Annotated in this window: 23 protein-coding genes; 11 read left to right on the top strand and 12 right to left on the bottom strand. The window is 73.1% G+C overall.

What is annotated here, in order from left to right:
• Window positions 1-3 precede the first annotated feature (3 nt).
• Window positions 4-855 carry an esterase/lipase family protein gene (locus tag FGF04_RS21015; protein ID WP_149512864.1) on the top strand — a complete coding sequence of 284 codons (852 nt, stop codon included), beginning with the start codon at window positions 4-6 and terminating at the stop codon, window positions 853-855.
• A 28-nt stretch (window positions 856-883) separates the two neighbouring features.
• Here the strand turns inward: FGF04_RS21015 and FGF04_RS21010 are convergent, their stop codons facing one another.
• Both FGF04_RS21010 and FGF04_RS41700 read right to left on the bottom strand, forming a co-directional pair.
• Window positions 884-1948 carry a lytic polysaccharide monooxygenase auxiliary activity family 9 protein gene (locus FGF04_RS21010; RefSeq protein WP_149512863.1) on the bottom strand — a complete coding sequence of 355 codons (1065 nt, stop codon included), beginning with the start codon at window positions 1946-1948 and terminating at the stop codon, window positions 884-886.
• 203 nt (window positions 1949-2151) lie between these two features.
• The gene (locus tag FGF04_RS41700) at window positions 2152-2286 is read right to left on the bottom strand and encodes a hypothetical protein (protein WP_268893782.1); all 135 of its coding nucleotides are present in this window, start codon (window positions 2284-2286) and stop codon (window positions 2152-2154) included.
• Between the two features lie 184 nt (window positions 2287-2470).
• Here FGF04_RS41700 and FGF04_RS21005 point away from each other — a divergent pair, with 184 nt between their 5' ends.
• Window positions 2471-3121, top strand: coding sequence for a class I SAM-dependent methyltransferase (locus tag FGF04_RS21005; protein WP_149512862.1), 651 nt, complete (start codon window positions 2471-2473; stop codon window positions 3119-3121).
• On the opposite strand, the gene FGF04_RS21000 is transcribed toward FGF04_RS21005, so the two are convergent.
• Window positions 3097-3645, bottom strand: a complete 549-nt coding sequence (locus tag FGF04_RS21000; RefSeq protein WP_149512861.1) for a DUF402 domain-containing protein — start codon at window positions 3643-3645, stop codon at window positions 3097-3099. The genes FGF04_RS21005 and FGF04_RS21000 overlap by 25 nt on opposite strands.
• Entirely contained in the window at window positions 3626-4546 is a 921-nt protein-coding gene (locus tag FGF04_RS20995; RefSeq protein ID WP_149512860.1) for a GNAT family N-acetyltransferase, read from the bottom strand. The genes FGF04_RS21000 and FGF04_RS20995 overlap by 20 nt, the downstream gene beginning before the upstream one ends.
• Window positions 4547-4617: 71 nt before the next feature.
• Here FGF04_RS20995 and FGF04_RS20990 point away from each other — a divergent pair, with 71 nt between their 5' ends.
• Complete coding sequence (locus FGF04_RS20990; protein ID WP_188114163.1) at window positions 4618-4998, top strand: GntR family transcriptional regulator; 381 nt, start codon at window positions 4618-4620, stop codon at window positions 4996-4998.
• A 475-nt stretch (window positions 4999-5473) separates the two neighbouring features.
• Here FGF04_RS20990 and FGF04_RS20985 read toward each other — a convergent pair whose 3' ends face one another.
• On the bottom strand, window positions 5474-6568 hold the full coding sequence (locus FGF04_RS20985) for a DUF5925 domain-containing protein (protein WP_149512858.1): 1095 nt from the start codon (window positions 6566-6568) through the stop codon (window positions 5474-5476).
• A gap of 176 nt (window positions 6569-6744) precedes the next feature.
• Between FGF04_RS20985 and FGF04_RS20980 the strand changes: the two genes are divergently transcribed.
• The 7 genes from FGF04_RS20980 (at window position 6745) to FGF04_RS20950 (ending at window position 15423) form a co-directional block, all read left to right on the top strand.
• Window positions 6745-8163 (top strand): GH39 family glycosyl hydrolase, encoded by a 1419-nt coding sequence (locus tag FGF04_RS20980; RefSeq protein ID WP_149512857.1) that lies wholly within the window; start codon window positions 6745-6747, stop codon window positions 8161-8163.
• Window positions 8164-8467: 304 nt separating this feature from the next.
• Window positions 8468-9565, top strand: a complete 1098-nt coding sequence (locus FGF04_RS20975) for an alpha/beta fold hydrolase (protein WP_149512856.1) — start codon at window positions 8468-8470, stop codon at window positions 9563-9565.
• Window positions 9566-9572: 7 nt separating this feature from the next.
• Window positions 9573-10979, top strand: coding sequence for an FAD-binding oxidoreductase (locus FGF04_RS20970; protein WP_235882498.1), 1407 nt, complete (start codon window positions 9573-9575; stop codon window positions 10977-10979).
• 13 nt (window positions 10980-10992) lie between these two features.
• The gene (locus FGF04_RS20965; RefSeq protein WP_149512854.1) at window positions 10993-11688 is read left to right on the top strand and encodes a hypothetical protein; all 696 of its coding nucleotides are present in this window, start codon (window positions 10993-10995) and stop codon (window positions 11686-11688) included.
• Window positions 11685-12692 carry a patatin-like phospholipase family protein gene (locus FGF04_RS20960; RefSeq protein ID WP_149512853.1) on the top strand — a complete coding sequence of 336 codons (1008 nt, stop codon included), beginning with the start codon at window positions 11685-11687 and terminating at the stop codon, window positions 12690-12692. Before FGF04_RS20965 ends, FGF04_RS20960 begins: the two co-directional genes overlap by 4 nt.
• Window positions 12689-13663: an NAD-dependent epimerase/dehydratase family protein gene (locus FGF04_RS20955; protein WP_149512852.1), complete on the top strand. Its 975-nt coding sequence runs from the start codon at window positions 12689-12691 to the stop codon at window positions 13661-13663. Before FGF04_RS20960 ends, FGF04_RS20955 begins: the two co-directional genes overlap by 4 nt.
• A 17-nt stretch (window positions 13664-13680) precedes the next feature.
• Entirely contained in the window at window positions 13681-15423 is a 1743-nt protein-coding gene (locus FGF04_RS20950) for a GMC oxidoreductase (protein WP_149512851.1), read from the top strand.
• A 24-nt stretch (window positions 15424-15447) separates the two neighbouring features.
• Here FGF04_RS20950 and FGF04_RS20945 read toward each other — a convergent pair whose 3' ends face one another.
• From FGF04_RS20945 to FGF04_RS20915, 7 genes are all read right to left on the bottom strand, one after another.
• Window positions 15448-19416, bottom strand: coding sequence for a lipopolysaccharide biosynthesis protein (locus tag FGF04_RS20945; protein ID WP_149512850.1), 3969 nt, complete (start codon window positions 19414-19416; stop codon window positions 15448-15450).
• The gene (locus tag FGF04_RS20940) at window positions 19409-20182 is read right to left on the bottom strand and encodes a polysaccharide deacetylase family protein (protein WP_188114232.1); all 774 of its coding nucleotides are present in this window, start codon (window positions 20180-20182) and stop codon (window positions 19409-19411) included. The genes FGF04_RS20945 and FGF04_RS20940 overlap by 8 nt, the downstream gene beginning before the upstream one ends.
• Window positions 20183-20223: 41 nt before the next feature.
• Entirely contained in the window at window positions 20224-21210 is a 987-nt protein-coding gene (locus FGF04_RS20935; RefSeq protein WP_149512849.1) for a glycosyltransferase family 2 protein, read from the bottom strand.
• Window positions 21207-22025, bottom strand: a complete 819-nt coding sequence (locus FGF04_RS20930) for a glycosyltransferase family 2 protein (RefSeq protein ID WP_149512848.1) — start codon at window positions 22023-22025, stop codon at window positions 21207-21209. The genes FGF04_RS20935 and FGF04_RS20930 overlap by 4 nt, the downstream gene beginning before the upstream one ends.
• A gap of 337 nt (window positions 22026-22362) precedes the next feature.
• A complete protein-coding gene (locus FGF04_RS20925; RefSeq protein WP_149512847.1) occupies window positions 22363-23484 on the bottom strand; it encodes a GNAT family N-acetyltransferase in 1122 nt (373 codons plus the stop codon).
• A 1-nt stretch (window position 23485) separates the two neighbouring features.
• Complete coding sequence (locus FGF04_RS20920) at window positions 23486-23926, bottom strand: hypothetical protein (RefSeq protein ID WP_235882425.1); 441 nt, start codon at window positions 23924-23926, stop codon at window positions 23486-23488.
• Between the two features lie 187 nt (window positions 23927-24113).
• A complete protein-coding gene (locus tag FGF04_RS20915; protein WP_149512846.1) occupies window positions 24114-25322 on the bottom strand; it encodes a S8 family peptidase in 1209 nt (402 codons plus the stop codon).
• A gap of 318 nt (window positions 25323-25640) precedes the next feature.
• On the opposite strand from FGF04_RS20915, the gene FGF04_RS20910 reads away from it, so the two are divergent.
• The gene (locus FGF04_RS20910; protein ID WP_149512845.1) at window positions 25641-26450 is read left to right on the top strand and encodes an SGNH/GDSL hydrolase family protein; all 810 of its coding nucleotides are present in this window, start codon (window positions 25641-25643) and stop codon (window positions 26448-26450) included.
• The last annotated feature ends 2 nt before the right edge of the window (window positions 26451-26452 follow it).

The raw sequence follows: 26452 nt of genomic DNA, 5'->3' as shown, positions 1-26452 counted from the left end.
CCGATGCCGCGCTGGAAGCACCTGCTCAGAGCCCTCTCGGTCCTGCTGCCGGCCGTCGCGGTCACGCTTCTCCCCGCCACCTCCGCGGACGCGGCCGGCGGCGGCCTGAACGACTACTCCTGCCAGCCGTCCGCCGCCCACCCGCGCCCCGTCGTCCTCGTCCACGGCACCTTCGCCAACTCCGTGAACAACTGGCGGGGCCTCGCGCCCTACCTGGTGCGCCGCGACTACTGCGTCTACGCCCTGGACCACGGGCAGCTCCCCGGCGTGCCGCGCGTCCACGGGATCGGCCCCCTCGACCGGTCGGCCGAGCAGCTGAAGACCTTCGTCGACCGGGTGCTCGCCGCGACCGGAGCGGCGCAGGCGGACCTGGTCGGGCACTCGCAGGGCGGCCTGATGCCGCGCCACTACCTGAAGTTCCTCGGCGGCGCCGCCAAGGTGAACGCCCTGGTCGGCATCGCCCCCACCAGTCACGGCACCACGCTGAACGGACTGACGAAGCTGGTGACGCACTTCCCCGGCGCGCGGGAACTGCTCTCCAGGACCGTCCCGGCCCTCACCGACCAGGTGGTCGGCTCCGCCTTCCTCACCAGGCTCAACGCGGGCGGCGACACCGTGCCGGGCGTCCACTACACGGTCATCGCCACCCGGTACGACGACGTCGTCACGCCGTACCGCTCCCAGTTCCTCGACGGCCCGGACGTACGCAACGTCCTGATCCAGGACCGGTGCGCGTTCGACCGGTCCGAGCACACGGCGCTCGGACTGGCCGACCGCATCGCCTTCCACGAGGTCGCGAACGCCCTGGACCCCGCCCACGCCACCCCGACGACCTGCCTGTCGGCGATCGGCTAGCCCGGCGGGGGGCGAGGGGTGCGGGGAACTACCGGTTGCCGCCCGCCCGGCGGCGGACCGACGCGAACAGCGCCGCTGCGCCGACGGCCAGCGCCGCCGCCCCGCCCACCGCGATGTACGAGGTCGAGTCGGACCCCCCGGTCTCGGCGAGGTTCGCCGACCCGCCGGCGGGCGCGGCGTCGTTCCCGGCCCCCTCGGCGGGCGCGGCGCTCTCCTCGGACCCGGACCCGGACCCGGAGGCCCGGCCGGTGTCGGACTTCGTGTCCGGGCCGGAACCGGAGCCCGCGGCCGACGGCGTACCGGCGGCCGCCGTCACCGAGGCCTGCGTCTTCGGGTCGTCGTCCCCGTGCCCGCCGTGCTCCACGGACGACTCGTCGGCGCCGTCCGCGATGTCCTGGTCGGACGGCGCCGAGGCGGCCGGCGCCGCCGGGGCCCCCGCACCCGCGCCGCCCCCGCCGAAGACGACGTCCGAGCAGGTGTAGAAGGCCTCGGGGGAATCGGAGCGCTGCCAGATCGAGTAGATGAGGTGGCGGCCCGACTTCTCGGGCACGACCCCGCTGAAGACGTAGTCGCCGTTCTCCAGCTTCGGGTCCGTGACCTTGAGGAACGGCTTCGCCTCCAGGTCCGACCACTTCAGCGGCTTCGCCGGGTCGTACCCGTCCTTGGTGACGTACAGCTCGAACGAGCCCTTGTGCGGCGCGGTGCCCTTGTAGCGGAAGGTGCGGTTGCCGGAGGTCAGCTGCGTGGCCGGCCAGTCGGCGCGGGCCAGGTCCAGGCCCCTGAACTTGTCGTTGCCGGCGCTGCACAGCTTCCCGTCGGGGATGATCTCCTTCGACTTCCCGGCCGCGTTGGCGATGTTCACCCCGTTCCAGTCGTACAGGGCCTGCGTGCCACCGGCCGCGACGGCCGCCTTGCACGCGGCGGACCGCGGGTTCTCCGGGCCCTCCGCGAAGCAGCCCGCGACCCGGCTCACCGGGTCCGTCATCGAGCCGTGGGCGGCGGCCGGGACGGCGGCGAGCACGGTCAGGGCGAGCGGGGCGACGCCGGCCGCGGCGACGGTGGCGAAGCGGGCGGCCTGGTGGCGAGCGGGCATGGGGAAGCTCCTCGGGACGGATCTGGGGGTGCCTGTGATGCCTGGGGCGATCAGCAAGCTAGCCCGTCCGAACCGCGAATTCCCCTGCTGGGAGCGGGTGGAGGAGATCCTTATGGTGCCGTTAAGGGAGTCCTGAGCCTGCGCTCAGGTACGTGCGGTCCCGGGGGCCGTGCCCTGGCCGCAGTGCGCCCGCGCCCCGGCGCTCACCCGTCCGGCCACCAGGTGCGGTGGATGTCCTTGCGGACCTCGGGGCGCTCGGCCGGACGCTGGTCGGCCTCTTCCCGCACGCGGCGCGGGTCGGACTTCTTGAGCGGCTTCTGCACGGTGGTACGGCGCATGAGGGCCTCCCTGGCGGCCACCGGGTACCGCGTTCTCGCGGAGGTAGACCGTTCCGGGGAGGGTGGCTCATCGGTGGACGCTTGTCAGTGGCGGAGGTCACATTCCGCGCGGAAGTCCACATGCCGGACATCTCGTGACCCTCCGTCGTCATCCGTTGTCGGTGGCGGGTGCAACGGTGGACCCATGACGAACGAAGACGCCGGTGGGACGTGGTCCGGGACCGACTGGGACGCGGTGTCCGCCACGTTCGACGACGAGCCGGACCACGGACTGCGCGATCCCGCCGTGCGCGGGGCGTGGGCGGCCCGGCTGCGCGGCTGGCTGCCCCGCGCCCCGGCCGACGTGCTCGACCTGGGCTGCGGCACGGGCAGCCTGTCACTGCTCGCGTCCGAGGCGCGGCACCGGGTCACCGGGGTCGACCTCTCGCCCCGTATGGTCGCGCTGGCCCGCGCCAAGCTCGCCGGACGCGACGCCGTGTTCCTGGTCGGGGACGCGGCCGCCCCGCCCGTGGGGGAGCAGCGCTTCGACGCCGTCCTCGTCCGCCATGTGCTGTGGGCGCTGCCCGACCCCGGCCGCGTCCTGCGGCACTGGTGCGGACTGCTGCGTCCGGGCGGGCGGCTCGTCCTCGTGGAGGGGGTCTGGGGACCGCCGGCCCCGGACGGCACGACGGACGGTACGGAGCGCGGCGTGCCGGTGGGCGTTCCCGCCGACCGGCTGGCCGGACTGCTCGCGCCCCTCGCGGCGGACGTGCGCGTGGAGACCCTGTCGGGTGACCCCGCGCTCTGGGGCCGCGAGGTGGCGGACGAGCGCTACGCGGTGGTCGCCGTGCCCTGAGGGGCGGCGGGGCGCCAGGTCAGCAGGGCCTCGAAGCCGCCGGTGCGGGCGATGCGTTCGAGCTCGTCCAGGGCGGCCCGGGCGGCGGCCGCAGCTTGCGGGTCCGCGGCCTCCAGACCGCTCTGCGCGAACTCGTCCTCGTCCAGGCGCAGCACGGTCGCGCCGTCGGCCGAGAGCCACAGGTCCAGGTCGAGGTCCTCGCTCACCACCTCGTCCGCGGTGACGGTGGCCGGGCGGGCGATGTCGCAGTACCAGCCCTTCAGGGCGCCCCCGCCGTCCCTGACCTCCTTGATCGCGTACCAGCGGTCGCGCCAGTAGTGCTCGGTGAAGACGTCGCCCGGCTCGAAGCGCACGAAGCCGAAGTCGCGGACGCCGGCGCCGGCCCAGGCCGCGCGGACCGTGAGGTGCGTCCCGTCGTCGTGCAGCAGGTCCGCGCGGTAGCGGATCTTCGTGCGGCCCGCCTTGCGCAGGACGACGTCCAGGGCCGCGGGCCCGCCGGGGGAGTCAGCCGAGTTCACGGACATGGTGCACCTCCGTGGCGCAGATCTCGTAGCCGAACCACTTGTTGATCGCCAGCATCGGCCCGTTCCCCGCGTCGTTGCCCGTGAACGCCTCCGTGAGGCCGGCGGCGCGGGCGCGGTGCAGGGAGTCGCTCTTGGCCAGCTTGGCGAGGCCCCGGCCGCGGTGGGCGCGGGCGGTGCCGGTCATCACCGTGCCGTACCGGGTGCCGCCGTCGGTGCGGGCCGCGCTGAACGCGGCGGGCCGGCCGTCGACGACCGCGACCGAGGTCAGCTCCCGGCTCAGGAGCGGGTGGTGCCAGGTCTCCTTCAGCCATGCCCCGTAGTCGGCGAACTCGTGGTCGATGTCGCCCGGTTCGTCCAGCATGGTCTCCGCGTCCAGCTCGAACAGGGGGCGCGGGTCGTCGGCGAAGTCCGCCGCGGTGCGCAGCTCGACGCCCGCGGGCGGTGCCGGGCGCGGGGGCAGGGGGCGGTTCGCCAGGTCGAGGCGGAGGAAGTGCGCGGGGCGGCTCGCGCGGTAGCCGCGGCGCTCGGCGAAGGCGCGGTGCGCGGGCTCGTCGAGGACCCAGGAGAAGAGCTTCGTCGCGGACACGTCGGCCAGGCGCTCCTCCGCGACCCGTACGAGCAGGGTGCCGGCGCCGCGGCCCCGGCGTTCGGGGTGCACGTACACGTTCAGATAGCCCTGGCCGGGCTCCGGGCTGTCGTGCACGAGGCCGGTCTGGACCGTGCCGATCAGCTCGCCGTCCTCCTCGGCCACCAGCGGCCGGTAGTACGCGTCGGGGTGGGCGTGCGCCACGTCGTGGAGGACGGACTGCGGGGTGGAGAGCATGTAGGGGAGCGCCAGGTGCCGGATCCGGGCGAAGCCCTCGGCGTCCTCGGCGCGGAAGTCGCGGACGATCACGGTCATGGAAGCGCACGCTACGCGCGGGGCATGGCGGTACGCCTCTCATTTTCCGGCGGGTGCGGGACAATCGGCGGGTGACGTTGAAGATCGACATCGATGACGGGACCGGGGTCGCGCCCTACGAGCAGGTGCGCGCGCAGATCTCCGAGCAGGCCAGGGCCGGGGCGCTGCCGGTGGGGTACCGGCTGCCGACCGTACGGGGGCTGGCCGGGCAGCTCGGCCTCGCCGCCAACACGGTCGCCAAGGCGTACCGGACCCTTGAGGCGGACGGGGTCATCGAGACGCGGGGGCGCAACGGGACGGTCGTCGCCGCCGCGGGCTCGGCGGCCGACCGCACGGCCGCCGCGGAGGCGCGGGCCTATGCCGAGCGGGTGCGGCGGCTCGGGCTGTCCGAGGCCGCGGCGCTCGACGCGGTGCGGGACGCACTGCGTGCGGCGTATGGAGGGTCCGGCTGAGGGCTGTCGTGGGCGGCCACGACAGCCCTCAGCCGGACGGCGTCGGCACGGGCGCGCCGGGTCCGGCACCGCCGGGACGCGCCGCGGTGGCCGCCCACCGTCGCGGCGGAGAAAAGGGAGCTGCGCTCCCGGTCAAGCACCGCTGAGGCGCAGAAGTGGGAGCTGCGCTCCCGGTCATGCGCCGCTGCGGCGGAGAAGCGGGAGTTGGGCTCCCGGTCATGCGCCGCCGCGGCGCGGAAGTGGGAGCCGGGCTCCTGGGCGTGCACCGCCGTGGCGGCGAAGTGGGAGCCGGGCTCACAGTCGTGCGCCGCCGGGACGGCGAAGTGGGACCTGCGCTCCTGGTCGTGCATCGCCGTGGCGGCGAAGTGGGAGCCGCGCTCCCGGTCGTGTGCCGTCGCGACGGCGGGCGGGCGGCCACCGTGGCGGGGAGCGGGAGTCGGGCCTGGTCCGTACGTGGGCTCCGCGTCGCGGGGCGTTACAGGTACAGGCCCGCGTCCGCGCCGTCTCGTTGGTCCGGGACCGCGGTCGGGGTGGTGCCCCGGCGCAGGGCGTACAGCTCCGCCAGGGTCGCGCCGTCGCGGCCCACGCCCTCGTCCGTGCCCAGCCAGGCCACGGACTCGCGGCGGGMGAGCGGGCCGACCTCGATGCGGGCGAGGCAGCGGCCGGGGCGGACCACCGCCGGGTGCAGGCGCTCCAGGTCCTCGTTGGTGGTGACGCCCACCAGCACGTTGCGGCCCTGGCCCAGCAGTCCGTCCGTGAGGTTGAGCAGCCGCGACAGCGCCTGCCCCGCCGTGTGCTTGGCCTCGCCGCGGATCAGTTCGTCGCAGTCCTCGAGCAGGAGCAGCCGCCAGCGCCCCTTCCCCGTGCCGTCCTCCTCGCCGATGGCGATGTCCATCAGATAGCCGACGTCGGAGAACAGCCGCTCCGGGTCCAGGACGCAGTCCACCTGGCACCAGTCCCGCCACGAGCGCGCCAGCGTGCGCAGCGCGGACGTCTTGCCCGTGCCCGGCGGGCCGTGCAGGAGCAGCAGCCGGCCCGCGATGTCCTCCGGGGTCGTCTTCATCAGGCCGTCCATCGCGTCGGCCACCGGCGCCGTGTAGTTGGACCGCACCTCCTCCCACGTACCCGCCGAGATCTGCCGGGTCGTGCGGTGCGGGCCGCGGCGCGGCGACACGTACCAGAACCCCATCGTCACGTTCTCCGGCTGCGGTTCGGGCTCGTCGGCCGCACCGTCCGTCGCCTCGCCGAGGACCTTGGCGGCGAGCTCCGCGCTGGTGGCGGTGACCGTCACGTCGGCGCCGCGGTTCCAGCGGGACACCAGCAGCGTCCAGCCCTCGCCCTCCGCGAGCGTCGTACTGCGGTCGTCGTCCCGGGCGGACCGCAGCACGCGGGCGCCCGGCGGCAGCAGGGCGGCCCCGGACCGTACGCGGTCGATGTTCGCCGCGTGCGAGTGCGGCTGCTCGCCCGTCGCGAAGCGGCCGAGGAACAGCGCGTCGACGACGTCCGACGGCGAGTCGCTGTCGTCGACGTTGAGCCGGATCGGCAGAGCGTCGTGCGGGTTGGCTGACATGCCGCCATGATCCGTCACCCGGGGGCCCCGTGCATCCGGTTTCCGCGCCATGTCCCCGGACGGGCCCCGGCGCCTGCTCCGTCCGGTCCTCCCGGTGTGTCCCTTCCGTCCTGTTACAGGGCTGTGGGGTACGGAACCTGTTCCACCGCCGACACGCGCGGCTACTGTTGCCCTTGATGGGACGTCATGGGTGGAATTCGGGGGCTCGGCGGTGGCGCTTCACCGCTCTGCTCGGCGTGGGTGCGGTCGCCCTGGCCCTGGTGCTGGTCCTGGTCCACACCCTGCCCGGGGACACCGGGAGCACGGCGGGCACCACCCGCGACGGCGGCAGGGTGCACGGCACGCCGTCCGTCCCCGCCACGACCAGCCCGGACGTGGGCTGGGGCTTCACCCACACCCAGTTCAGCGCCGACGAGGGCAGCGCGGCCGCAACGGAGCGGGCGCGCCGGCTCCTCGGTGAGCGGCCCCTGCCGCAGATCCAGCACATCATGGGCTGGGGCGCGGACAACCCCGAACCGGTCGAGGGGCGGTACGACTTCGAGGCCATGGACCGCCGCATCGACTTCGTCCGGGCGACGGGCGGCACGCCGGTGGTCACGCTGTGCTGCGCGCCCGACTGGATGAAGGGCGGCAGGTCCGGTGCCGGCAGCACCGACTGGAGCCGGGCGGCCCTGGAGACGGCGCCGGACCGCGCCCACTTCAAGGACTACGCCGCCCTCGCCGCGACCGTCGCCCGACGGTACCCGGACGTACGGCACTTCATCGTGTGGAACGAGTTCAAGGGCTTCTGGAACGACGCCGAGGCCCGGTGGGACTACGAGGGCTACACCGACCTGTACAACCTCGTCTACAAGGCGCTCAAGAAGGTCGACGCGGACATCCAGGTCGGCGGGCCCTACCTGGTGATGGACAGCCTCGACCCGCGGCAGCGGGAGCACGCCTCGCGGACCCTGAAGGGGAGGTGGGGGACGCTGGACCAGCGGGTCCTCGACGCCTTCGACCACTGGAACCGGAACAAGGCGGGCGCCGACTTCGTCGTCGTCGACGGGTCCAGCTACACCAAGGACGACGACCTGCTGCCGGACGAGTTCGCGGCGACCGCGAAGTTCACGGCTGTGAGCCGGTGGGTCCGCGCCCGGACCGGCGGACTGCCGCTGTGGTGGGCCGAGTACTACGTGGAGCCGGCGGACGGGGACGACGTCCGGGACGGCTGGTCCGAGGCGCACCGCCTGGCCGTGCACGCCTCCGGGCTGATCGCGATGGCCCGCGGCGGGACGACCTCGGCGTTCTACTGGAACCCGGAGACGGAGAACGGCGCGTCCTGCGCGGGGTGCCTGTGGACCCCGACCGGCCGTGCCCCGGGCGGGAAGCCACTGCCGATGCTCGGCCTGCTGTCCCGCTTCGGGGAGGAGTTCCCGCCCGGGACGCGGTACGAGCCGGTGTCCGTCGCCGCCGACGACCGGGCGAACGTCCGGGTGCTCGCCGACGACGAGGCCGTTCTCGTGGTGAACACCCTCGGGCGGGGGATCAGCGCGAAGGTCGACGGACGGCGGTTCGACATGGGTGCGTATGAAGTGAAATGGCTTGACCGTTAGGGCGTTGCCCGCCTACGGACCCGTGGGGGCCGATCGCGCCCCCGGCCTGTCCGTGCCCCCGGCCTGTCCGTGCCCCCGGCCTGTCCGCGCCCGCGTCACGCTCGTTGCAGGACGTCCCCATGGCACCGCTGGCGTAGCGCCCGGGACGGAACGTCCGGCTCCGCTCCGTGTCGCTGACCGGACGGACCGGGAGCCGTTGCGCCGCGGCAAACCGGTCCGTAGCGTCCTTAAGTCCACAGCGCACGTACGTACCTGAGAGATCGCGGGGACCCCGTCAGGGGGCGATCACCAAGGGGGGACCGACGTGGCACGTGTCATTCCGCTGTTCACACTCAAGGGTGTGCCGGACGCGGGGATCAGCACACATCCGTTCGTCACCGACGACGGCATCGGCCTGAGCATGCTGCGCTTCCAGCGGGGCAGCTCGGACGACGTCGTGCTGATCATCCACGGACTGACCACATCCAGTGACATGTTCATCATGCCCGAGCACCGCAACCTGGTCCGCTGTCTGCTCGACAACGGCTACTCGGACGTGTGGACGCTCGACTACCGCATGAGCAACCGCCATCCCTACAACAGGGCGCGGCACCGCTACACGATGGACGACATCGCGCTCTTCGACTATCCGGCCGCCCTGCGGGAGCTGCGCGCGGCGATCGGCCCGGACCGCCGCATCCATGTGATCGCGCACTGCCTGGGCTCCGTCTCGTTCACCATGAGCCTCTTCGGGGGCGCGGTCGACGGCATCGCCAGCGTCATCGCGAACAGTGCCGCACTGACGCCGCGGGTGCCCGACTGGTCCCGGTTCAAGCTGGCCGTCGCACCGAACCTGACCGAGTACGTGCTCGGCTTCCCGTATCTCGACCCACGCTGGGCCGACGAGCCGCGCTTCACTCCCGCCTGGGCCTTCGCGCGGCTGGTGGACCTCTTCCACCAGGAGTGCGACGAGAGTTCCTGCCACATGCTCAGCATGATGTGGGGCACCGGCTGGCCCGCGCTCTACAGCCACGACAAACTGCACGAGATCACCCACCGGCGCAGCGGCGACCTCTACGGCGCGACCGGTGTCCACTACTACCGTCATGTGGCCGCCATGGTGCGGGCCGGACGCGCCGTCAAGTACGACCGGCACGACCCGCTGTACGACCGGCTGCCGAACGACTACCTGGCCGGCGCCGCCGAGATCGACACCCCCATGCTGCTGACCACGGGGGACAGCAACCGGGTCTTCACCGACTCCAACATCGTCTGCCACCGGCGGCTGGAAGCGGTCGCGCCCGGCCGCCACGAACTGGCGGTGTTCCCGGGCTACGGCCACCAGGACGTCTTCATGGGCGCGCGCGTCGACCGCGACGTCTTCCCCCGGCTGCTCGATTTCCTCAAACAACACGGAGCCTGACGTGCCGATGGCGTACGAGCCCAGCAGCCACGAGACATTCACCCACGACTCCCTGGCGAGCCTCGCCTACGACTGGGAACGCGTCGGAGACCCCGGCATCGAGGCGAAATGGCCCGGCAAGGTCCTGTTGCCGCGCGGCACGGCCGACGTGGTGCGCGCGGTCCGCGAGGCACGCGAACTCGGCGAGAAGATCGTGGTCCGGGGCAGCGGCCACTCCAGCAACCACCTGGTCACCGCGGACGGCGGCACCCTGCTGCTGACCGCCCGGATGAACCGGATCGTCGACATCGACGACGAGAACCTGACCTGCACCCTGCAGCCCGGCGCGCTGCTCGCCGGCGTGGACGAGGCGCTGGCCGAACGGGGCCTCGGCCTGTCGGTGGTCGGGGACCACAACCACATCACCGCGGCCGGCTTCGCCTCGGTGGGCGGCATCAGCCCGGCCTCGCACCGCTTCGGCCTCTTCCTCGACACCGTCAGCGAGCTGGAGTACGTCGACTGGGAGGGCGATGTCCACCAGTGCAGCCGCAACGAGCAGCAGGAACGTTTCCTGCGGGTGCTCGCGGGCACCGGGCGGCACGGGGTGATCACCGGTCTCACGGTGCGGATCATCCGCATCGACAAGTTCCGTACCGTCCTCGCCAACGAGCGGTTCGTCACGACGGACTTCGACGACTTCGTCGAGCGTTCCGCACGGCTGATCCGTGATCCGGGGGACGCGCTGATGGAGCGCGGGGCCTGGGCCGACCTGCCGCTGCCCGTCGGCAGTCTGCGGCTCGGGCAGTTCTCCTCGTACCACGAGACGCAGCAGAACCCCCTCAAGTCGCTCTACGACCGCGTCGCCTACGGCTACCAGCAGTTCCTCGGCTACTGGGCGGGCCGGCTGCCCCGTGCGCTCGACGAGATCGTCAAGTACGTGGGCATGGGCGCCATCCTGATCCCCCCGGTCTTCGGCACCGCCAAGAACATCGAGCGCTTCACCGACCAGATCCTCGACTCCACGGTCGGCGATCCGACGCGGATGTTCATCGTGCTCGCGCCGGCCGGGCGCTACGAGACGCTGCTGCGCGAACTGTCCGCGCTCTGTCTGCGCGAGCGGCGGGCCAGCGGGGCGGTGACCTTCGTGTCCGTCTACGTCAAGGCGGTCCGTTCCGCGTACCTCTCCGGCCCGGACCACGGTGACAAGGACCCGAAGCACTTCTGCGAGCTGATGCTCTACCTGGGCGTCGATCCGCAGAAGATGACCGGTCCGGTCCTGCGCGCGCTGGTGGCCGGTATCGACGCCGTCGCCGTGGAGCACCAGGCGTTCCGCTACATGCACTCGATGACGAGCGAGGACCCGGCCGTCCGCCGCAAGGTCGACCCGAACGCGCTCTACGACCCCGAGTACGCCACGGACACGAAGGAAGCCTAGGAGGCGGGCCGCGATGACGACACCGACGTCACTCACCTTCCGCGAGAAGATGTCCGGGCCCTTCGCGATGGGCGTCACGAACCCCGGGGACGGCGCGCGCCAGGGACGGCTGACCGACTGGCGGTTCGTCCTGCACGCCGTGGTCGTCGTCGACGACGTCCGGGCCTTCACCACCGGGCAGCGGACTCCCGGGCGTCTCACCGGCGAGGTGGAACTGCCCGGGGTCCAGGGCCGGATCCCCTTCACGGACGGGGTGTTCCGGCTCTTCCCGGACCCGCGGGCCGAGGCGGCCGGCGGCAGCCTGCTGATGGAGTACGAGCTGACCTTCCACCACCGCGGGACGCCCTACCACCTGACCGGCCGCAAGTCGGCACCCCCGCGCCCCGCCCTGGTGGCGCCGGTGTGGGTGTGGCGGGACACGACCACGCTGGCGGTGCGGCTGCACCGCGGCGACGGCACGGACGGCGAGGTCGCCGGCGCCGGCGTGCTGCGGCTCGGGGCGGGCGACCTGGCCCGGCTGCTCGCCTCGGTCCGCACCCCCTGGGCCGACGGGGTGCTCGACTCGGGGCAGGCACTCGGTGCGTACGCCCGGCTGTTCACCCAGGGCCTGGCCCGCACCTATCTGCCGTACCTCCCGTGGACCGGGAAGCCCCCGGCGGGGAAGCCCGTGACCGGGAAGCCCGCAGCGGCCGAGGGGGGCGTCGCATGAAGCTCGCGGTGGTCTTCTCCGGCGGGGGCGCCCCCGCCGCGTACTTCAGCGTGGGCGTGGCCCGCGCGCTGGCCGACGCACGCCTGGTTCCCGACGTCCTGTCCGGTGTCTCGGGCGGCGCCCTCACCGCGTACGGACTGGGCACCGGCATGGACGCGGAGGACCTGGCCGGGATGTGGGAGTCGGTCGACTGCAGCGACCTCTTCGCGCCGCGGCTCGACTTCTGGAACCTCCTGGACGTGCGCGGCCTGCTGAGCCGCCCGCGCACCGGGCTGGTCGAGCATCTCCTGGGCGGCGTGCGGTGGATGTGGCTCCTGGACACGGGACGGGCCCGCCGCACCTTCGTCCGCTACTTCGGCGCCGGGCAGCGGCCGGTCGAGGACGGCCGTACGGTCGTCGTCTCCGCCGTGGAGCAGGCGGGCGCCGGGGTGGTGCGGTTCACCAACGCGCTGCCGCCCGAACACCGCCGCGGAGCGGAGTTCCGGCGGACGGACATCGGCGTCGACCATCTCCTCGCGACCACCGCCGTGCCGCTGCTGTTCGCGTCGGGGGGCGTCGACGGGGAACAGTTCGTGGACGCGGGGCTGGTGGCCAACACCCCGCTGAAGCCCGCGCTCGCCTATGAACCGGACGCGGTGGTCGTCGTCGCGGCCGGCGGCGCCAGGCGGCCCGCTCCGGCGCCCTGTTCGCTGTCCGAGGCCATCGGCCTGCTCGCGGAGAACGTCGCCCACGCGGCGCTGATGGCCGACTACGAGCACGCCGAGACCGTCAACAAGCTGGTCGCCGAGGCCCCCGGGGCCACGTCGAAGAAACAGGTGGACCTGCTGCTGATCGAGCCCACCGGGCTGCCGTTCACCGCGTCGGGGTTCCTGAGGTTCGGCCCCGACGCGGCACGCGAGTTCATCGGCCACGGCCGGGAGATCGCGGCCAAGACCCTTGAGTCCTGGGCTCCGGCGGCCCTCGCCCGGACCCGGAAAGGGACCCGGAAGGGGACCCGGACGTGAAGGTCTTCGTCACCGGGGGCTCCGGCTTCCTGGGCGGTCACCTCCTCGGCGCGCTCGCCGCCGAGGGGCACACGGTGCGCGCGCTGGCGCGCACCCCGGCCGCCGCGGACACGGTCACCGGTCGCGGCGCGCAGCCGGTGCGCGGGGACCTCCTCGACGCGGCGGCGCTGCGCGCGGGCATGGCGGGGTGCGACGCGGTGGTGCACGCCGCGGCGCACACCGGGCAGTGGGGTCCGCCGAGCGCCTTCGTCCGGGTCAACGTGGGGGGCACCGCGGCCGTCGTGCGGGCGGCGCGGGAGACCGGGGTGCGCCGGCTCGTGCACATCAGCTCCGAGGCGGTGCTGGCCGACGGCAGTCCGCTGCGGCGGGCCGACGAGTCCCGTCCCCGGCCCGCCCGGCCGGTCGGCGCGTACCCGAGGACCAAGGGGATCGCCGAGGACCTGGTCCTGGCCGCCGCCTCCCCCGCGCTGACCGCCCTCGCGGTCCGGCCGCGCCTGGTGTGGGGACCCGGTGACACCACCGTGCTGCCGGCGGTCGTGGAGGCCGCCCGGCGCGGACGGTTCGCCTGGGCCGACGGCGGCCGCTACCTCACCTCGACCTGTCATGCGGCCAACGCCTGCGCCGGCGTCCTGGCCGCCCTGCGGCAGGGCGAGGGCGGCCGGGCGTACTTCCTCACCGACGGCGAACCCGTGGAGTTCCGGGCCTTCCTGACCGCGCTGGCCGCGACCGCGGGCACCGTGCTGCCGGACCGTTCCGTGCCCCGCTGGGCGCTGGCCGCCACGGCACGCGCCGCGGAGACCGCCTGGCGGGTGCTCCGGATACGCGGCGAGCCACCGGTGACCCGCACCTTCGTCGCCCTCTCCGCGCAGGAGATGACCGTCGACGACGGCGCGGCGCGCCGCGAACTCGGCTACCGGCCCGTCCTCACCCGGGACGAGGGCCTCAAGCAGCTCGCCGCGGGCGGGCAGTAGGGGAGGAGGGTTCCGCCATGACGGGGACCAGCACACCCGAGCACGTCGATGCCGTGGTCGTCGGATCGGGCTTCGGCGGTGCCGTGTCCGCCTTCCGGCTCGCCGAGGCCGGGCGGCGGGTGATCGTACTGGAGCGCGGCCGTCCGTACCCGCCCGGGAGTTTCCCGCGCACACCCCGCCAGATGGGCCGTGCCTTCTGGGATCCGGGCGCGGGGCTGCACGGCATGTTCGACGTGTGGTCGTTCCGCGGGTTCGACTCCGTGGTCTCCAGCGGGCTGGGCGGCGGCTCGCTCATCTACGCCAATGTGCTGCTGCGCAAGGACGAGAAGTGGTTCGTCCACGAGGACCCGCTGCCCGGCGGCGGCTACGAGACCTGGCCGGTGACGCGCGCGGACCTCGATCCGCACTACGACGTGGTGGAGAGGATGCTGGGCGCCACCCCGTATCCGCTGCACGCGCCCGCGTACGCCGACACGGCCAAGACCCAGGCCCTGCGCAAGGCCGCCGAGAAGCTCGGGCTGGACTGGCAGCTGCCGCCCCTCGCCGTCAGCTTCGCGCCCCGGCCCGGCGCCCGCCCCGCCATCGGGGTGCCGCTCGCGGACCCGGGGTACGCCAATCTGCACGGGGCGCCGCGGCACACCTGCCGGCTGTGCGGCGAGTGCGACATCGGCTGCAACGACGGCGCGAAGAACACCCTGGACCACACCTATCTCTCCGCCGCCGCGGCCGCGGCCCCGCACCCGGCCGACATCCGCACCGGCTGCGAGGTGCGCGGCCTCGCCGCCCGCGAGCGGGGCGGCTACGAGGTGACCTACGTCGAACACCGCCCGTCCGCCGAGGACGGCACCCGCACCGGCACCCGCACCGACACCGCGAAACTGCCGCTGCGCACGGTGACCTGCGACCGGCTGATCCTTGCCGCGGGCACCTACGGCACGACCTACCTCCTGCTGACGAACCGCGACCGGCTGCCGGGCCTGAGCCGGGCGCTGGGGACCCGCATGTCCGGCAACGGCGACCTGCTGACCTTCCTGCTGCCCGAGCACAAGGGCACGGGCCCCGCCCTCGACGCGAGCCGGGGACCGGTCATCACCGGCGCGATCCGGGTGGGCGACCGCGCGGACGGCAGCGGTGCGCAGGGACGGGGCCATTACGTCCAGGACGGCGGCTACCCCGGTTTCACCGACTGGATCGTCCAGTCGAGCGACCTGACCGGAACCTTCTTCCGCACCGCCGAGTTCCTGGCCCGGCTGCTGCTGAACGTCCTGCGGGGCTCACCGGACCACCGCGTCGGCGCCGAACTCTCCCGCCTGCTCGGCAACGGCGCGCTGTCCGCGGGCACGCTGCCGCTGCTGGGCATGGGCCGCGACGTGCCGGACGGCGTCGGAAAGCTGCGCGACGGGCTCCTGGACGTGGCCTGGACGACGGAGACGAGCACCGCCTATTTCGGCCGGGTACGGGAGACGATGCGGGACCTGGCCGAGCAGCTGGACACCCGTCTCCTGGACAATCCGCTGTGGCTCTTCCGCCGTGTCGTCACCGTGCACCCCCTCGGCGGCGCCCCGATCAGCCACCACCCGGCCGACGGTGTGTGCGACGCCTTCGGCCAGGTGCACGGCCTGCCCGGCCTGTACGTCGCCGACGGCGCGGCGATGCCGGGGCCGGTCGGCGCCAACCCCTCCCTCACGATCGCCGCGCTGGCCGACCGGATGAGCACCGCCCTGCTGGAGGAACGGGTGGCCGCCCGGGCCCGGGACTGAGCCGTTCCCCGCTCCTCCAGGGGATCACGCCATCGTCAGGAACCTCTGGATCAAGGACGCCAGGAGCAGGGCCAGCAGGGGGAGGGAGAACCAGAAGCTGCCCTGCAGGTACTGGAGTTGGCGGACGCTCGGGCGGGTGGCCACCCGGAGCACCTCCCGGGCGGAGAGGAGGACGAGCAGGGCCACCGCCGACAGGGCGCCCGTCACCGACCACGGGGTCCAGGTGATCTGCGGGCCGACCGGCCCGGGGTCGGCCTTCGGGACCCTGCCGTCCGGACGGTCGCGCAGAGCGTACATCGTCACGTCGTCGTTGGCGAAGACCTTGCGCAGCTCCTCGCGGGCGTCCAGGTTGCGCAGCAGGCGGTGCTCCCACGTCGGGGAGTAGCCGACGTCCAGCCGCAGGTACGTCACCTGACCGCGGTTGACCATCAGGTACGAGTTCGGGCCCGCGTCCTTCAACGCCTTGACCAGGCTCGACACCAGCACGGGGTCGGCGGGTGCGAGCGTCGGCACGTAGTCGACCTTCTCCATGTCCCGCGCGCCCCACGGCATCGCGGGCGTCACGTTGTTCACCGTGTCGTCGCTGAGCCACAGCAGCCGGACCGTCGGCTCGTCGTGGGCGTACACGTACTCCATGGCGGCGACCTCGCCCGGCCTGATCCGCTCGAACGGCTCGTTGCCCCAGCGGGCCACCAGGAAGCCGCCCATCAGCACCAGGCCCGCCATCAGCGCGGCCAGCGGTGCGAGGCTCACCCGGTCCCGGTCCCGCTCCTTCGCGGTGACGCCGGTGCGCGGGAAGAGCGCCAGACCGGCGAGCAGGGCCGCGCCGGGCAGGGCGAACATGAAGACGCGCAGCGCCATCTCGCCGCCGTACGACTGCATGCCGAAGCCGAGGAACGGGACGAACGCGAGGACGAGCAGCGAGCGCTCGCGGTACTTGTGGTCGCGCCGCCGCCACCAGCCCCAGCAGGCCAGCGCCAGCACGCCGCCGGCCAGGGCCACGCGTGCGTAGAGGACGAGCTTGTGGGACGAACTGCCCTCGCCGATACGGCCGGAGACCGAGGACGAGACGTTGCCGCCCACGCCGCCGACCCCGCCGAACAGCTCGTCGAAGTGCCCCGACCAGTACGGCTCGGCGAGGAAGCCGATCCACACGCAGACCACGACGGCGAACAGGACGGGCAGGCCGCGCAGTTCGCAGCGCCCGACCAGGACGAGGACCGTCAGGACGCCCAGCATCACGAACGGCGTCAGCTGGTGGGCCGGCACGGTCGCCAGGAACAGCCCGATCAGCACCATGAGCAGGACGGCCCGCCGGCGCCGGTCGGTCGGCTCGACCTCCAGCTCGCCGGGCCGCACCGTCGTCCACAGCACCCGCGGCGCCCGGAACCACACCAGCAGGATCGCCACGAAGACGAGGTAGAGGAGGTAGGTGAAGCCCTGCGGGGAGAAGTAGTCCTGGCCGACCCAGCCGCTCAGCACGAAGATCCAGATGCCGGTCCACCGGGCCCGCCAGCTCGCGCGCAGATGGCGCACCAGCAGGAACAGCGGCGCCAGGTACAGCAGTTGCATGGCCGTCGGCCACCAGCGGATGACCTCGGTCAGGTCGTCGACCCCGCACGCCCCGGCCAGGAACGCGGCGCCCGCGAAGAAGCCCGGCCAGCTCCAGCGCGCGTCGAGGTCGGGCACGGCGCTGCCGGTGCGGTCGATGTGGTCGATGAACCCGAGGTGCTGCCAGGCCGTCGCGAACCGCGGCTCGGTCTCGATCACCGCGGGCAGCGCGTGCAGCGACACCACGGTGGCCAGCAGGGTGACCATGAGCAGGGCCTTGTGCTCGCGGCCCAGCCAGAGCAGCGAGGCGAACACCAGGACCAGCAGTCCGGCCCCGGCCAGCGTCGGGGTCGGCAGGACGGAGACCAGGCCGAGCCCGCCCATCCGGTCCAGGTCGCGCTCCCCGAGCCCGGACACGGGCACCCAGTACAGGACGAGCGCCGCCGCCAGCAGGCAGCCGAGCAGCACCCCGAGCCGGGTCGGGCGCCACCGCTCCCACCCGGACTCCGGCGGCCGCGAAGGCCCGGGCCCCGGCGCCTCCCGTACGGCCGCGAGGGGGCCGGAACCGCCGGCCGCGCCTCCCGCGCGTACGCCCTCCGCGTCCCGCGCGCCGTCCCGTGCCTCCTCTTCCCCGGCCTCCTCGTCCCGCGCCTCCTCGGCGGGTCCGCCGAGCGGGGACTCGAACGGCGCGTCCACCTCGATCTCGGACGGGCTGACGGAGGTCTCCGAACCGGGCTCGCGCTCCTCGACGGGCAGCCCCACCTCCGGCCGGGGCGCGGGCAGCCGCAGCGGAGCCTTGAGCGCCCAGGTGGGCCGGTGGTCCGGCCGGGGCCCGGGGGAGCGGACCGGCCGGCCCGCGGCGGGCGTCCCGGTGGGCGGTGTCCCGGGACCGGGCCGCACGTCCGGCCGCCGCTCCAGGTGGTCGAAGTCCAGGTGCACGCCGAGCGCCAGCGTGTCCGTGTCGAGCCGCTGCGCCCAGGCGGGACCGCGTCCGGCCCGCTCCGGCCGCGGCGCCTCGCGGGCGCCCAGGTCGGCCAGATCGCCGTCGGGCGCCGTGCCGAGGGCGGCGTCGGACGCGTCGGATGCGGCGGGTGTGTTCACGGGCTGCGCGGTCCTGACGATCCGGTACAGCCTGGGCGCGGCGAGCAGCACGATCACCGCCAGGCTGGAGATCTCCGCGACGCCCGCGCCGGTCAGCCCCATGCGCGGCAGCAGGACGAGCGTGAGACCGAGCACCAGCACGCACAGCAGGCCCTGCAGCCAGGCCAGTCCGGCGGTGCGGCTCTGGGCGCGCAGCACCGCGAAGTACGTCTCCATGACGACCCGCAGCACCGCCCCGACCGCGAACCAGCGCAGCAGCGGCGTCGCCGCGTCCGCGTACCCCTGGCCGAACACGCCGAGGATCCACGGCGCCCCGAAGAACAGCACGCCCGCCACCGGCAGCATGATCCGCGCCATCCGGCGCAGCGCCGCCCGGGTGTTCGCGGCCAGTCGCGCCGGGTCGTGCGAGCCCTCGACGGTCAGCGAGGCGCCCATGTTGATGGCGAGCAGGTTGACCGTGCCGCCGATGGTGGTGGTGATGTAGAAGTACGCGTTGTCGGCGGAGCTCACCTGGGAGGCGACGATCACCGGGACGAGGTAGACGACGGCGAGCGAGAACAGCGAGCCGGTGTAGTCGCCGGCCAGGAACCGCCCGATCTCCCTCGCCGTGGGCGGCTCGGCGCCGTCCGCCGTCGCCTCCACGTGCCGGGGCACCAGGCGCCGGAACACCAGCCAGCCCAGCGGCAGCACGGACACCGCGATGGCCGCGACCCACGACACGAAGACGCCCATGGCCGGGACCGCCGTGGCGAACGCGACCAGCAGCGCCAGCTTCACCGCCGAGAACACGGTGTTGCCGACCGGCACCCACAGCGCGCTGCGCAGCCCGGTCAGCACCCCGTCCTGGAGGGTCAGCACCGACCAGGCGACCACGGACAGCACGAAGCACAGGCCGACGAGCGGGTCGTGCAGGAACCGGTACGAGGACCCCCACAGCCCCAGCGTGAGCAGGAAGACGCCCGCGGCCAGCGCCACGACCACCGAACTGCCCGCGTAGGTACGCAGGATGAGGCGCCCGGTGCCCCGGCCGGCCACCGGGATGAACCGGGCCAGGGCCCCGGTCAGCGTCACCGCGGTCAGGCCCGCGAGGAGCTTCATCGCGGCGATCGCCGCGGAGCCCTGCCCGACGGCCGACTCGGAGTAGTAGCGGGCGGCGGCCAGCCAGAAGCCCAGCCCGAGGACGGCCGAGATGCCGGTGTTCAGCATCAGGGCGTAGGCGTTGCGGAACAGCGGACTGCCGCCGGCCGCCCGGCCCGGGCGGGGCAGACGGAAGCGGCGCCCGGAGCCGCGGGGCGGTTCCGGCGTGGGGGTGGCGGCTTCGGCCGTGGTCGTGTCAGACACGGGAACGGATGGCCTTCCGGCGAACCTGTCGTGCTCTGCGGACCATGGCGTACCCCTTGGTGAGGGCACGGTCCCTGGCGAAGGTACGGGTGATCGCGCGGCCCTCGACGAGCCGCCCGAACTCCTCGATCCCGGTGCTGCGGCGCACGGTGACCCGCCGCAGCGCGTACGGTCCCTGGCGGCGGCGGGCCAGCGCGTTGCCCACCGCGAGCGACTGGGCGAACCCCGCCTCGCGTACGGCGCCGCGCACCCGCCGGCTGGAGTAGCCGTACGGGTACGCGAACGACACCGGGGGCGCGCCCAGTTCGCCGTCGATGATCTCCCGGCACCGCAGCAGCTCCCACCGCAGCGCCTCGTCGTCCAGCTGGTCCAGCTGCGGATGCGTGTGGCTGTGGCCGCCGATCTCCACGCCCGCCGCGGCGAGCCGGCGCACCTGGTCCCAGTCGAGCATCTCGGCGAGGCCGCCGCCGGTGTCGTGCTCCCCGCGCAGCCAGCCGGTCGACACGAACAGCGTGGCCGCGAAGCCGTGCTCGGCGAGCACCGGCAGGGCGTGCCGGTGCACGCCCTCGTAGCCGTCGTCGAAGGTGATCAGCACCGGCCGCCGGGGCAGCGCCCGCGCGGTGCGCCAGCTCCACCCCAGGTCCGCCGTGGCGACCGGGGTGAAACCGAGGTCGCCGAGGAGCGCCATCTGCTCGCCGAACGCCTCGGGCGTCACGGACAGGGCGCGGGTGGCGTCGTTCGGGGCCGCGGACACCGCGTGGTACATGAGGATCGGCACGCCCGGCTCGCGCGGTCCGCGCCGCCCGCTCACGGGAGGGCCCCCTCGATCCGCTCGACCGGGAACCGGGCCCCGCCCCGGCGGGCCCGGACGCTCCCGATCACGTACCCGCCCGCCGCCGTCKCCACCCCGGCGACGATGGCGCCGGCCCGGCCCGCACCGCCGGGGCGGCCGAGCAGGGCGTCGCGCAGCCCGCGCGCGACCCCGGCGGGCAGCACCCGGGTGGTGTAGCGGCGCTCCGACTCCAGCCCCTTGCCCGCCCCGACGCTCCGGGCGACCAGGGCTTTGGACAGGCCTTCGGCGTAGGTACGGGCGCGGAAGTACGCGAAGTGCTCGCGGGCCTCGGGCACCCGGTGGTGGATCACCGCCCGGTCGTCGATCAGCAGCACCGCGTCCGGCCGGGCGCGGGCGAGCCGGATGCACAGCTCCGTCTCCTCGCAGCCCAGCGGGCGCCGGTCCCCGTCGCGTCCGATGCCGGTGGCGAAACCGCCCGCCGCCTCGAAGGCGGTACGGCGGAACGAGGCGTTGCCGCCGAGCACGTTGCGCACCCGGACCCGGCCGGCCGGCAGGCCCCGGTAGGTGCAGCCCACCACCCAGTCGAACTCCGCCGGGAACCAGGCGGGCCGGCGGCCGGACGCCCAGACCGGCACCGTCCGGCCGCCGACGGCCAGCACCCGCGGGTCCGCGTACCCCTCGGCGAAGTGCAGCAGCCAGTCGCGCTCGGCCACCGCGTCGTCGTCGAGGAAGGCGACGACGTCGCCGCGGGAGGCGGCGATGCCGGTGTTGCGGCCGGCCGACAGACCGCGGGGGCCCGCGTTGGCGAGCACCCGCACCCCGTCCGTCTCCCCGAACTCCTTCGCGAGCCGGTCCAGGAGCGTCGGGTTGTGGTCCACGAGCAGGAGTGTCTCCAGGGCGGGCCGGGACTGCGCCCGCACCGAGGCGACCGCCGCGAGGATGTCCTCCCAGCGGTCCTCGGTGTAGACGCAGATCACCACGGAGATGTCCGGAGTGCTCAAGACGCCTCTCCCGTACCGGAGCCGATCTCCGCGGCGCGCGGACGGCGGCGCAGCGAACGCCGGTTGGAGCGCTCCTTGAGGATCACCTTGAGCACCCGCAGCCCGTCCCGCACGGCCCGCAGATTGCTCGCGCCGTGGATCCGCAGGTACTCGTGGCTCGGTATCTCCTGGACCTTCAGGCCCGCCTTGACCACCCGGATGTTCATCAGGGTCTCCACCTCGAAACCCGTGCAGTCGAGGTCGATCCGGTCCAGGCAGTGCCGCCAGAAAGCGTTGTATCCGTAGCAGAGATCGGTGTAGCGCGCGCCGAACTTGCGGTTGACCACGGTGCACAGGGCCCAGTTGCCGAGCTTGCGGACCGGCGTCATGTCGTCGGTGCCGCCGCCGTTGGCGAACCGCGACCCCTTGGCGAAGTCCGCGCCCGAGACCAGCGCGGAGACGTAGCTGACGATCTCGTGGCCGTCGGCCGAGCCGTCCGCGTCGACCATCACGATGATGTCGCCGGTGCACGCCTCGAAACCGGTGATCAGGGCATCCCCCTTGCCCTTGCCGCGCTGTTCGACGACCTTGACCCCGGGCCACAGCTCGCGGGCCACCTTCACGGTGTCGTCGGTGGAGTTGCCGTCGACGAGGACCACTTCGTGGATCCACTGCGGCAGTGTCTTGAAGACGTACGGGAGATTCTCCGCCTCGTTCATGGCGGGGATCACGACGCTCACCGGTGGCGCGATGGCCAGGTGGGTCGATATCGGGCGGTACGAGCCCGCGGTGAACTGGTCTTGGCCCGAAACCGCCGGGCGCAGAACGGAAGTCATGAGTCTGGTCCCTCTCGTCCGGTGGACCGCCCGCCCCCGGGCGGTCCGGCATGTGTCCGGTTCGAAAGGGGGGTTTCTCACTCACGGCATGACGGAATCACTCTCCGTGCACGCCGGGTGAGCTGGCAGAACTGCCGGCTGTCCAGGCCGGCCGCGCGGCACGACTCGGCGGCCTCGCGGACACCGAGCACGGCACCCCCCCTGCCGCGCCCCGCGCCGGACCGTCGTCGCGATCTTGAGCCCTCCCCTAGATCGCATGTGCACTGATGGACCGATGCGGGTGAATGTATGACGGTATTGATGATTGAGACGCTATGGCAAGGCCTGGAACGAGACCTCACGTTTTTGTTGTTTTGGCTGTTACCTGTCGGCTCGAACGGATTTTTCCCATCCGCTTGAGTATTTTGTCGGCCGGCTCGAACAGCGCCGGCCGGGACAGCACCGTGTTCCGCAGCGCCCGGACGGGGGCGCGGCGCGCCCGGTGCCCGAGCGCCACGGGATGGCGGCGCGCAACCAGCCCCTCGGACACGGTGAGGTCCCGCGTCTTCAGGGAGTCCTTGTAATCCTTCTGACCCCGGCCCAGGTCCAGGTGTGCGATGCCGTCGGCGGCGGCCGCCTCGGCCATGCGCAGGTGCAGGACCAGGCCCGGGGAGTACTTCGAGAACGCCGGGTCGTACGCGGGGAACCAGCACGCCAGCACGCGCTCGGAGCGCAGTCCGAAGTGCGCGGCGACCGGCCTGCCGTCCGCGTAGAGCACCGACAGGAGCCCGGCGAAGGGCTCGGAGCGGCTGTGGAAGAGCTGGTGCGTCAGCCGGGTGATCCACTCGTGCGCGAACCGGTCGCTGCGGCCGGTCCTGCGGTACTGCGCCGACTTCCACCGCATCAGCGTGCGCAGCACCTCGGGGTCGCGCTCGTCGTGCACGTACCGCACGTCCGGGTGCTCGCGGTGCAGCTTGCGCTCCTTGGCGAGCGTGCTCCTGGTGAACTTCGGGCTCTGCGCCCGCAGTTGGGCCAGGTACGCCTCGTAGCCGCGGTCGACGTCGATGACCGGGGACGGGAAGGTGCCGGAGGCCGTCGCCTCGAACGGCTGCTGGCCCTCGGCCAGATGGTCGAACTCCCACACGGCGAGCCCGCAGGCCCGCAGCAGTTCACGCGCGTCCCAGGTGAAGCCGGGCCGGTGGACCAGGCCCTGGCAGTCCGAGACGCCCAGGCCGACGGCTCTGCCGACGCCGGCGGCGGTCGTCTGGAACGGGAAGAACGCCGCCGGCTCACCGCCCTCCCGGACGACGGCGATCCGTACGCCGCGGCGGCAGCGGCCCACCGCGAGGGCGAACTCAGGTGACAGGAAGGGGTTCGCGAGCCCGGGGGAGCCGTGCAGGTGGGCCTTGGACTGGAAGCCCGTCCAGGCCGACCGGTCGGCGGAGGTCAGTTCGCCGGGACGGTACACGCTGATGTCCACGTCAGGGGACCCGTCTTCTCGCCGTACGGCCGTGCGGGCGCCGTACCAGGGCCAGCAGGAGAATGAGGGAACTGACCGCGGCCACGGCCGCGATCCCGCCCGGGACCGACCACCGGTGTGCGGCGAGCATGCCCTGGGCGACCAGGAGATTGACGACTACCGCTGCCGACAGGGACGCCACGAGGCGGCCGAACGGTTCCAGGGTCCGCAGGGCGGCTCCCGTGGCGGCCGCCGGGGCGGCCAGCAGGAAGAAGAGGGTGAGCGGCGCGCGCAGCGGGGAGTCCGCGTCGGCCAGCGCGAGCACGGCGCCGGTGCCCGCGATCGCGGTGGCCGCGCCCGCGAGCAGCGGTGACAGGTCCCTCCCCGGATCCTGCGGTGGCCGCTCGCCGTCGCGCGGTGCGGACGGGTCTGACGAGGATGTGTTGGTGCCTATCGTCTGCATTGGCGACTTTGCCCCCTGAAGCGCCGGYTGCCGGGCTTCAATGTCGCGCAGCCGTCCGCGGGCAGTCAAGGTGTCCACGGGGGGTTGGCGATTTCCCGGCGGGAGGCGGGGGACGGGTGTACGGCAGTGGGTCCGACGGGACCGCCCGCACCCCCGTGGAGGGTGCGGGCGGCGGTGGGGCGGGTGGTTACGGGACTATCTTCAGGAGGCGGTTGGGGGAGCCCGTGCCCGGTGAGGTGACCTTGCCCGTGGTGGCGCCGTTCGTCAGGGCCGTGGCGACCTGGGCCGGGGTGGCCGAGGTGTGGCCAGCCAGGTACACCGCGGCCGCGCCCGCGACGTGCGGCGTGGCCATCGACGTGCCGGAGATCGTGTTCGTCGCGGTGTCGCTGGTGTACCAGCCCGCCGTGATCGAGGAGCCCGGCGCGAAGATGTCCAGGACCGAGCCGTAGTTCGAGTAGCTGGCCTTGGCGTCCGTGCTGGTGGTCGCGCCGACGGTGATCGCCGCCGCGACGCGGGCCGGCGAGTACGAGGAGGCGTTGGCGCTGCTGTTGCCCGCCGCGACCGCGTAGGTGACCCCGCTCGCGATGGAGTTGGCCACCGCGTTGTCCAGCGTGGTGGACGCGCCGCCGCCCAGCGACAGGTTGGCGACCGAGGGGCCGCTGTGGTTGGCGGTCACCCAGTTGATGCCGGCGATGACGCCCGCGGTGGTGCCGGAGCCGGAGTTGTCGAGCACGCGGACCGCCACGATCTTCGCCTTCTTGGCGATGCCGTAGGTCGAGCCCGCGATGGTCGTCGCGACGTGCGTGCCGTGGCCGTTGCCGTCCGAGGCGACGGTGTCGCCGTCCACGGCGTCGTAGCCGTAGCTGGCCCGGCCGCTGATCTGGGAGTGCGTGATGCGCACGCCGGTGTCGATGACGTACGCCGTCACGCCGCCGCCCGCCGAGTCCGGGTAGGTGTACGTGCCGGAGAGTGGCAGCGACGTCTGGTCGGAACGGTCCAGTCCCCAGGGGGCGTTGGACTGGGTGGTGTCGCTCGCCCGCACCGTCTGGTTCTGCTCGACCGCGGCCACCGAGGGGTCGGCGGCTAGTCTGCGGGCCTCCGCGGCCGACAGGTTCGCCGACCAGCCGTTCAGCGCGGCGCCGAACGTCTTCTCGACGGTGCCGCCGTACCCCTTGATCAGGCTCTTGCCCTCGGCGGACGAGGCCTTGAAGCCCGCGCCCTTCTTGAGCGTGACGATGTAGCTGTCCTTGACGGCGGTGGGGGAATCCGCCGCCAGGACCCGGCCCTCGGCCGGGGCGGCCTGGGCGGGGAGCGCGGTGACGGCGCCGAGCAGGGCGGCGGCGACCACGGAAGTGGTCGCGGCGAGCCGGATCTTCTTGCTACGCAGCTGTGCCATTACGAGGGAGTCCTCCTCATAGGCGGCGCGCGCCCCGGGTCGGGCGCACGTCTGTGGGGGGTGCGCACCCAGGGGGCGCGCACAACCGGAAGCGTCGCGTTCCGCTACCGGACGTCCCTCAGCGTGGTCGGTCTACGGGCGTAGCTCAAGAGATTCGAGGGTATGTCACATGTCTGTCATGAGCACGCAATTGAACGCGTGGTGAACCCTCTTGGGAACATCCCGTCCGGTGCGGAAAAGTCTTGGCATGAGCACTACCAGGCAACACGCGTAGCTGGTACCAAAGTCACAGCAGAGATCCTGCTATAGGGAGGTTCCATGAGACGTTCCCGACTTACGGCATACGTGACCTCGTTCGTCGTCGCCGCCGCGCTCGCCCTCACCGGGGCGACGGCGGCCCAGGCGTCCGGGCAGGCCGCCGCCACGGGCTATGTGGCCCTCGGCGACTCCTACTCCTCCGGTGTCGGCGCCGGCAGCTACATCGGCTCCAGCGGCGACTGCAAGCGCAGCACGAAGGCCTACCCCTACCTCTGGGCGGCCGCCAACTCCCCCTCCTCGTTCAGCTTCACCGCCTGCTCGGGCGCCCGTACGAGTGATGTCCTGGCCAATCAGCTGAGCCCGCTCGGCTCCGGCACCGGCCTCGTCTCGATCTCCGTCGGCGGCAACGACGCCGGCTTCGCCGACGTCATGACGACCTGCGTCCTGCAGTCCGACAGCGCCTGCGTGGCCCGCGTCAACACCGCGAAGGCGTACGTCGACTCGACGCTGCCCGGCCGGCTCGACGCGGTCTACTCCGCGATCGGCGACAGGGCCCCGTCGGCCCACGTCGTCGTCCTCGGCTACCCCCGGTTCTACAAGCTCAGCGGCAGCTGCCTGGCCGGTCTCTCCGAGACGGAACGCGCCGCCATCAACGGCGCCGCCGACCATCTGAACAGCGCCATCGCCAAGCGGGCCGCCGACCACGGCTTCACGTTCGGCGACGTACGCCCCACCTTCACCGGCCACGAGATCTGCTCCGGCAGCGCCTGGCTGCACAGCGTCAACTGGCTGAACATCGGCGAGTCCTACCACCCGACCGCGGCCGGCCAGTCCGGCGGCTACCTCCCCGTCCTCGACTCCGTGGCCTGATC

The sequence above is a fragment of the Streptomyces apricus genome (assembly GCF_008369065.1).
In the GTDB taxonomy this organism is placed as follows: Bacteria; Actinomycetota; Actinomycetes; order Streptomycetales; family Streptomycetaceae; genus Streptomyces; species Streptomyces apricus.
The sequence above is the reverse complement of the archived record's forward strand: the minus strand, read 5'-3'. Positions and strand labels throughout refer to the sequence as shown.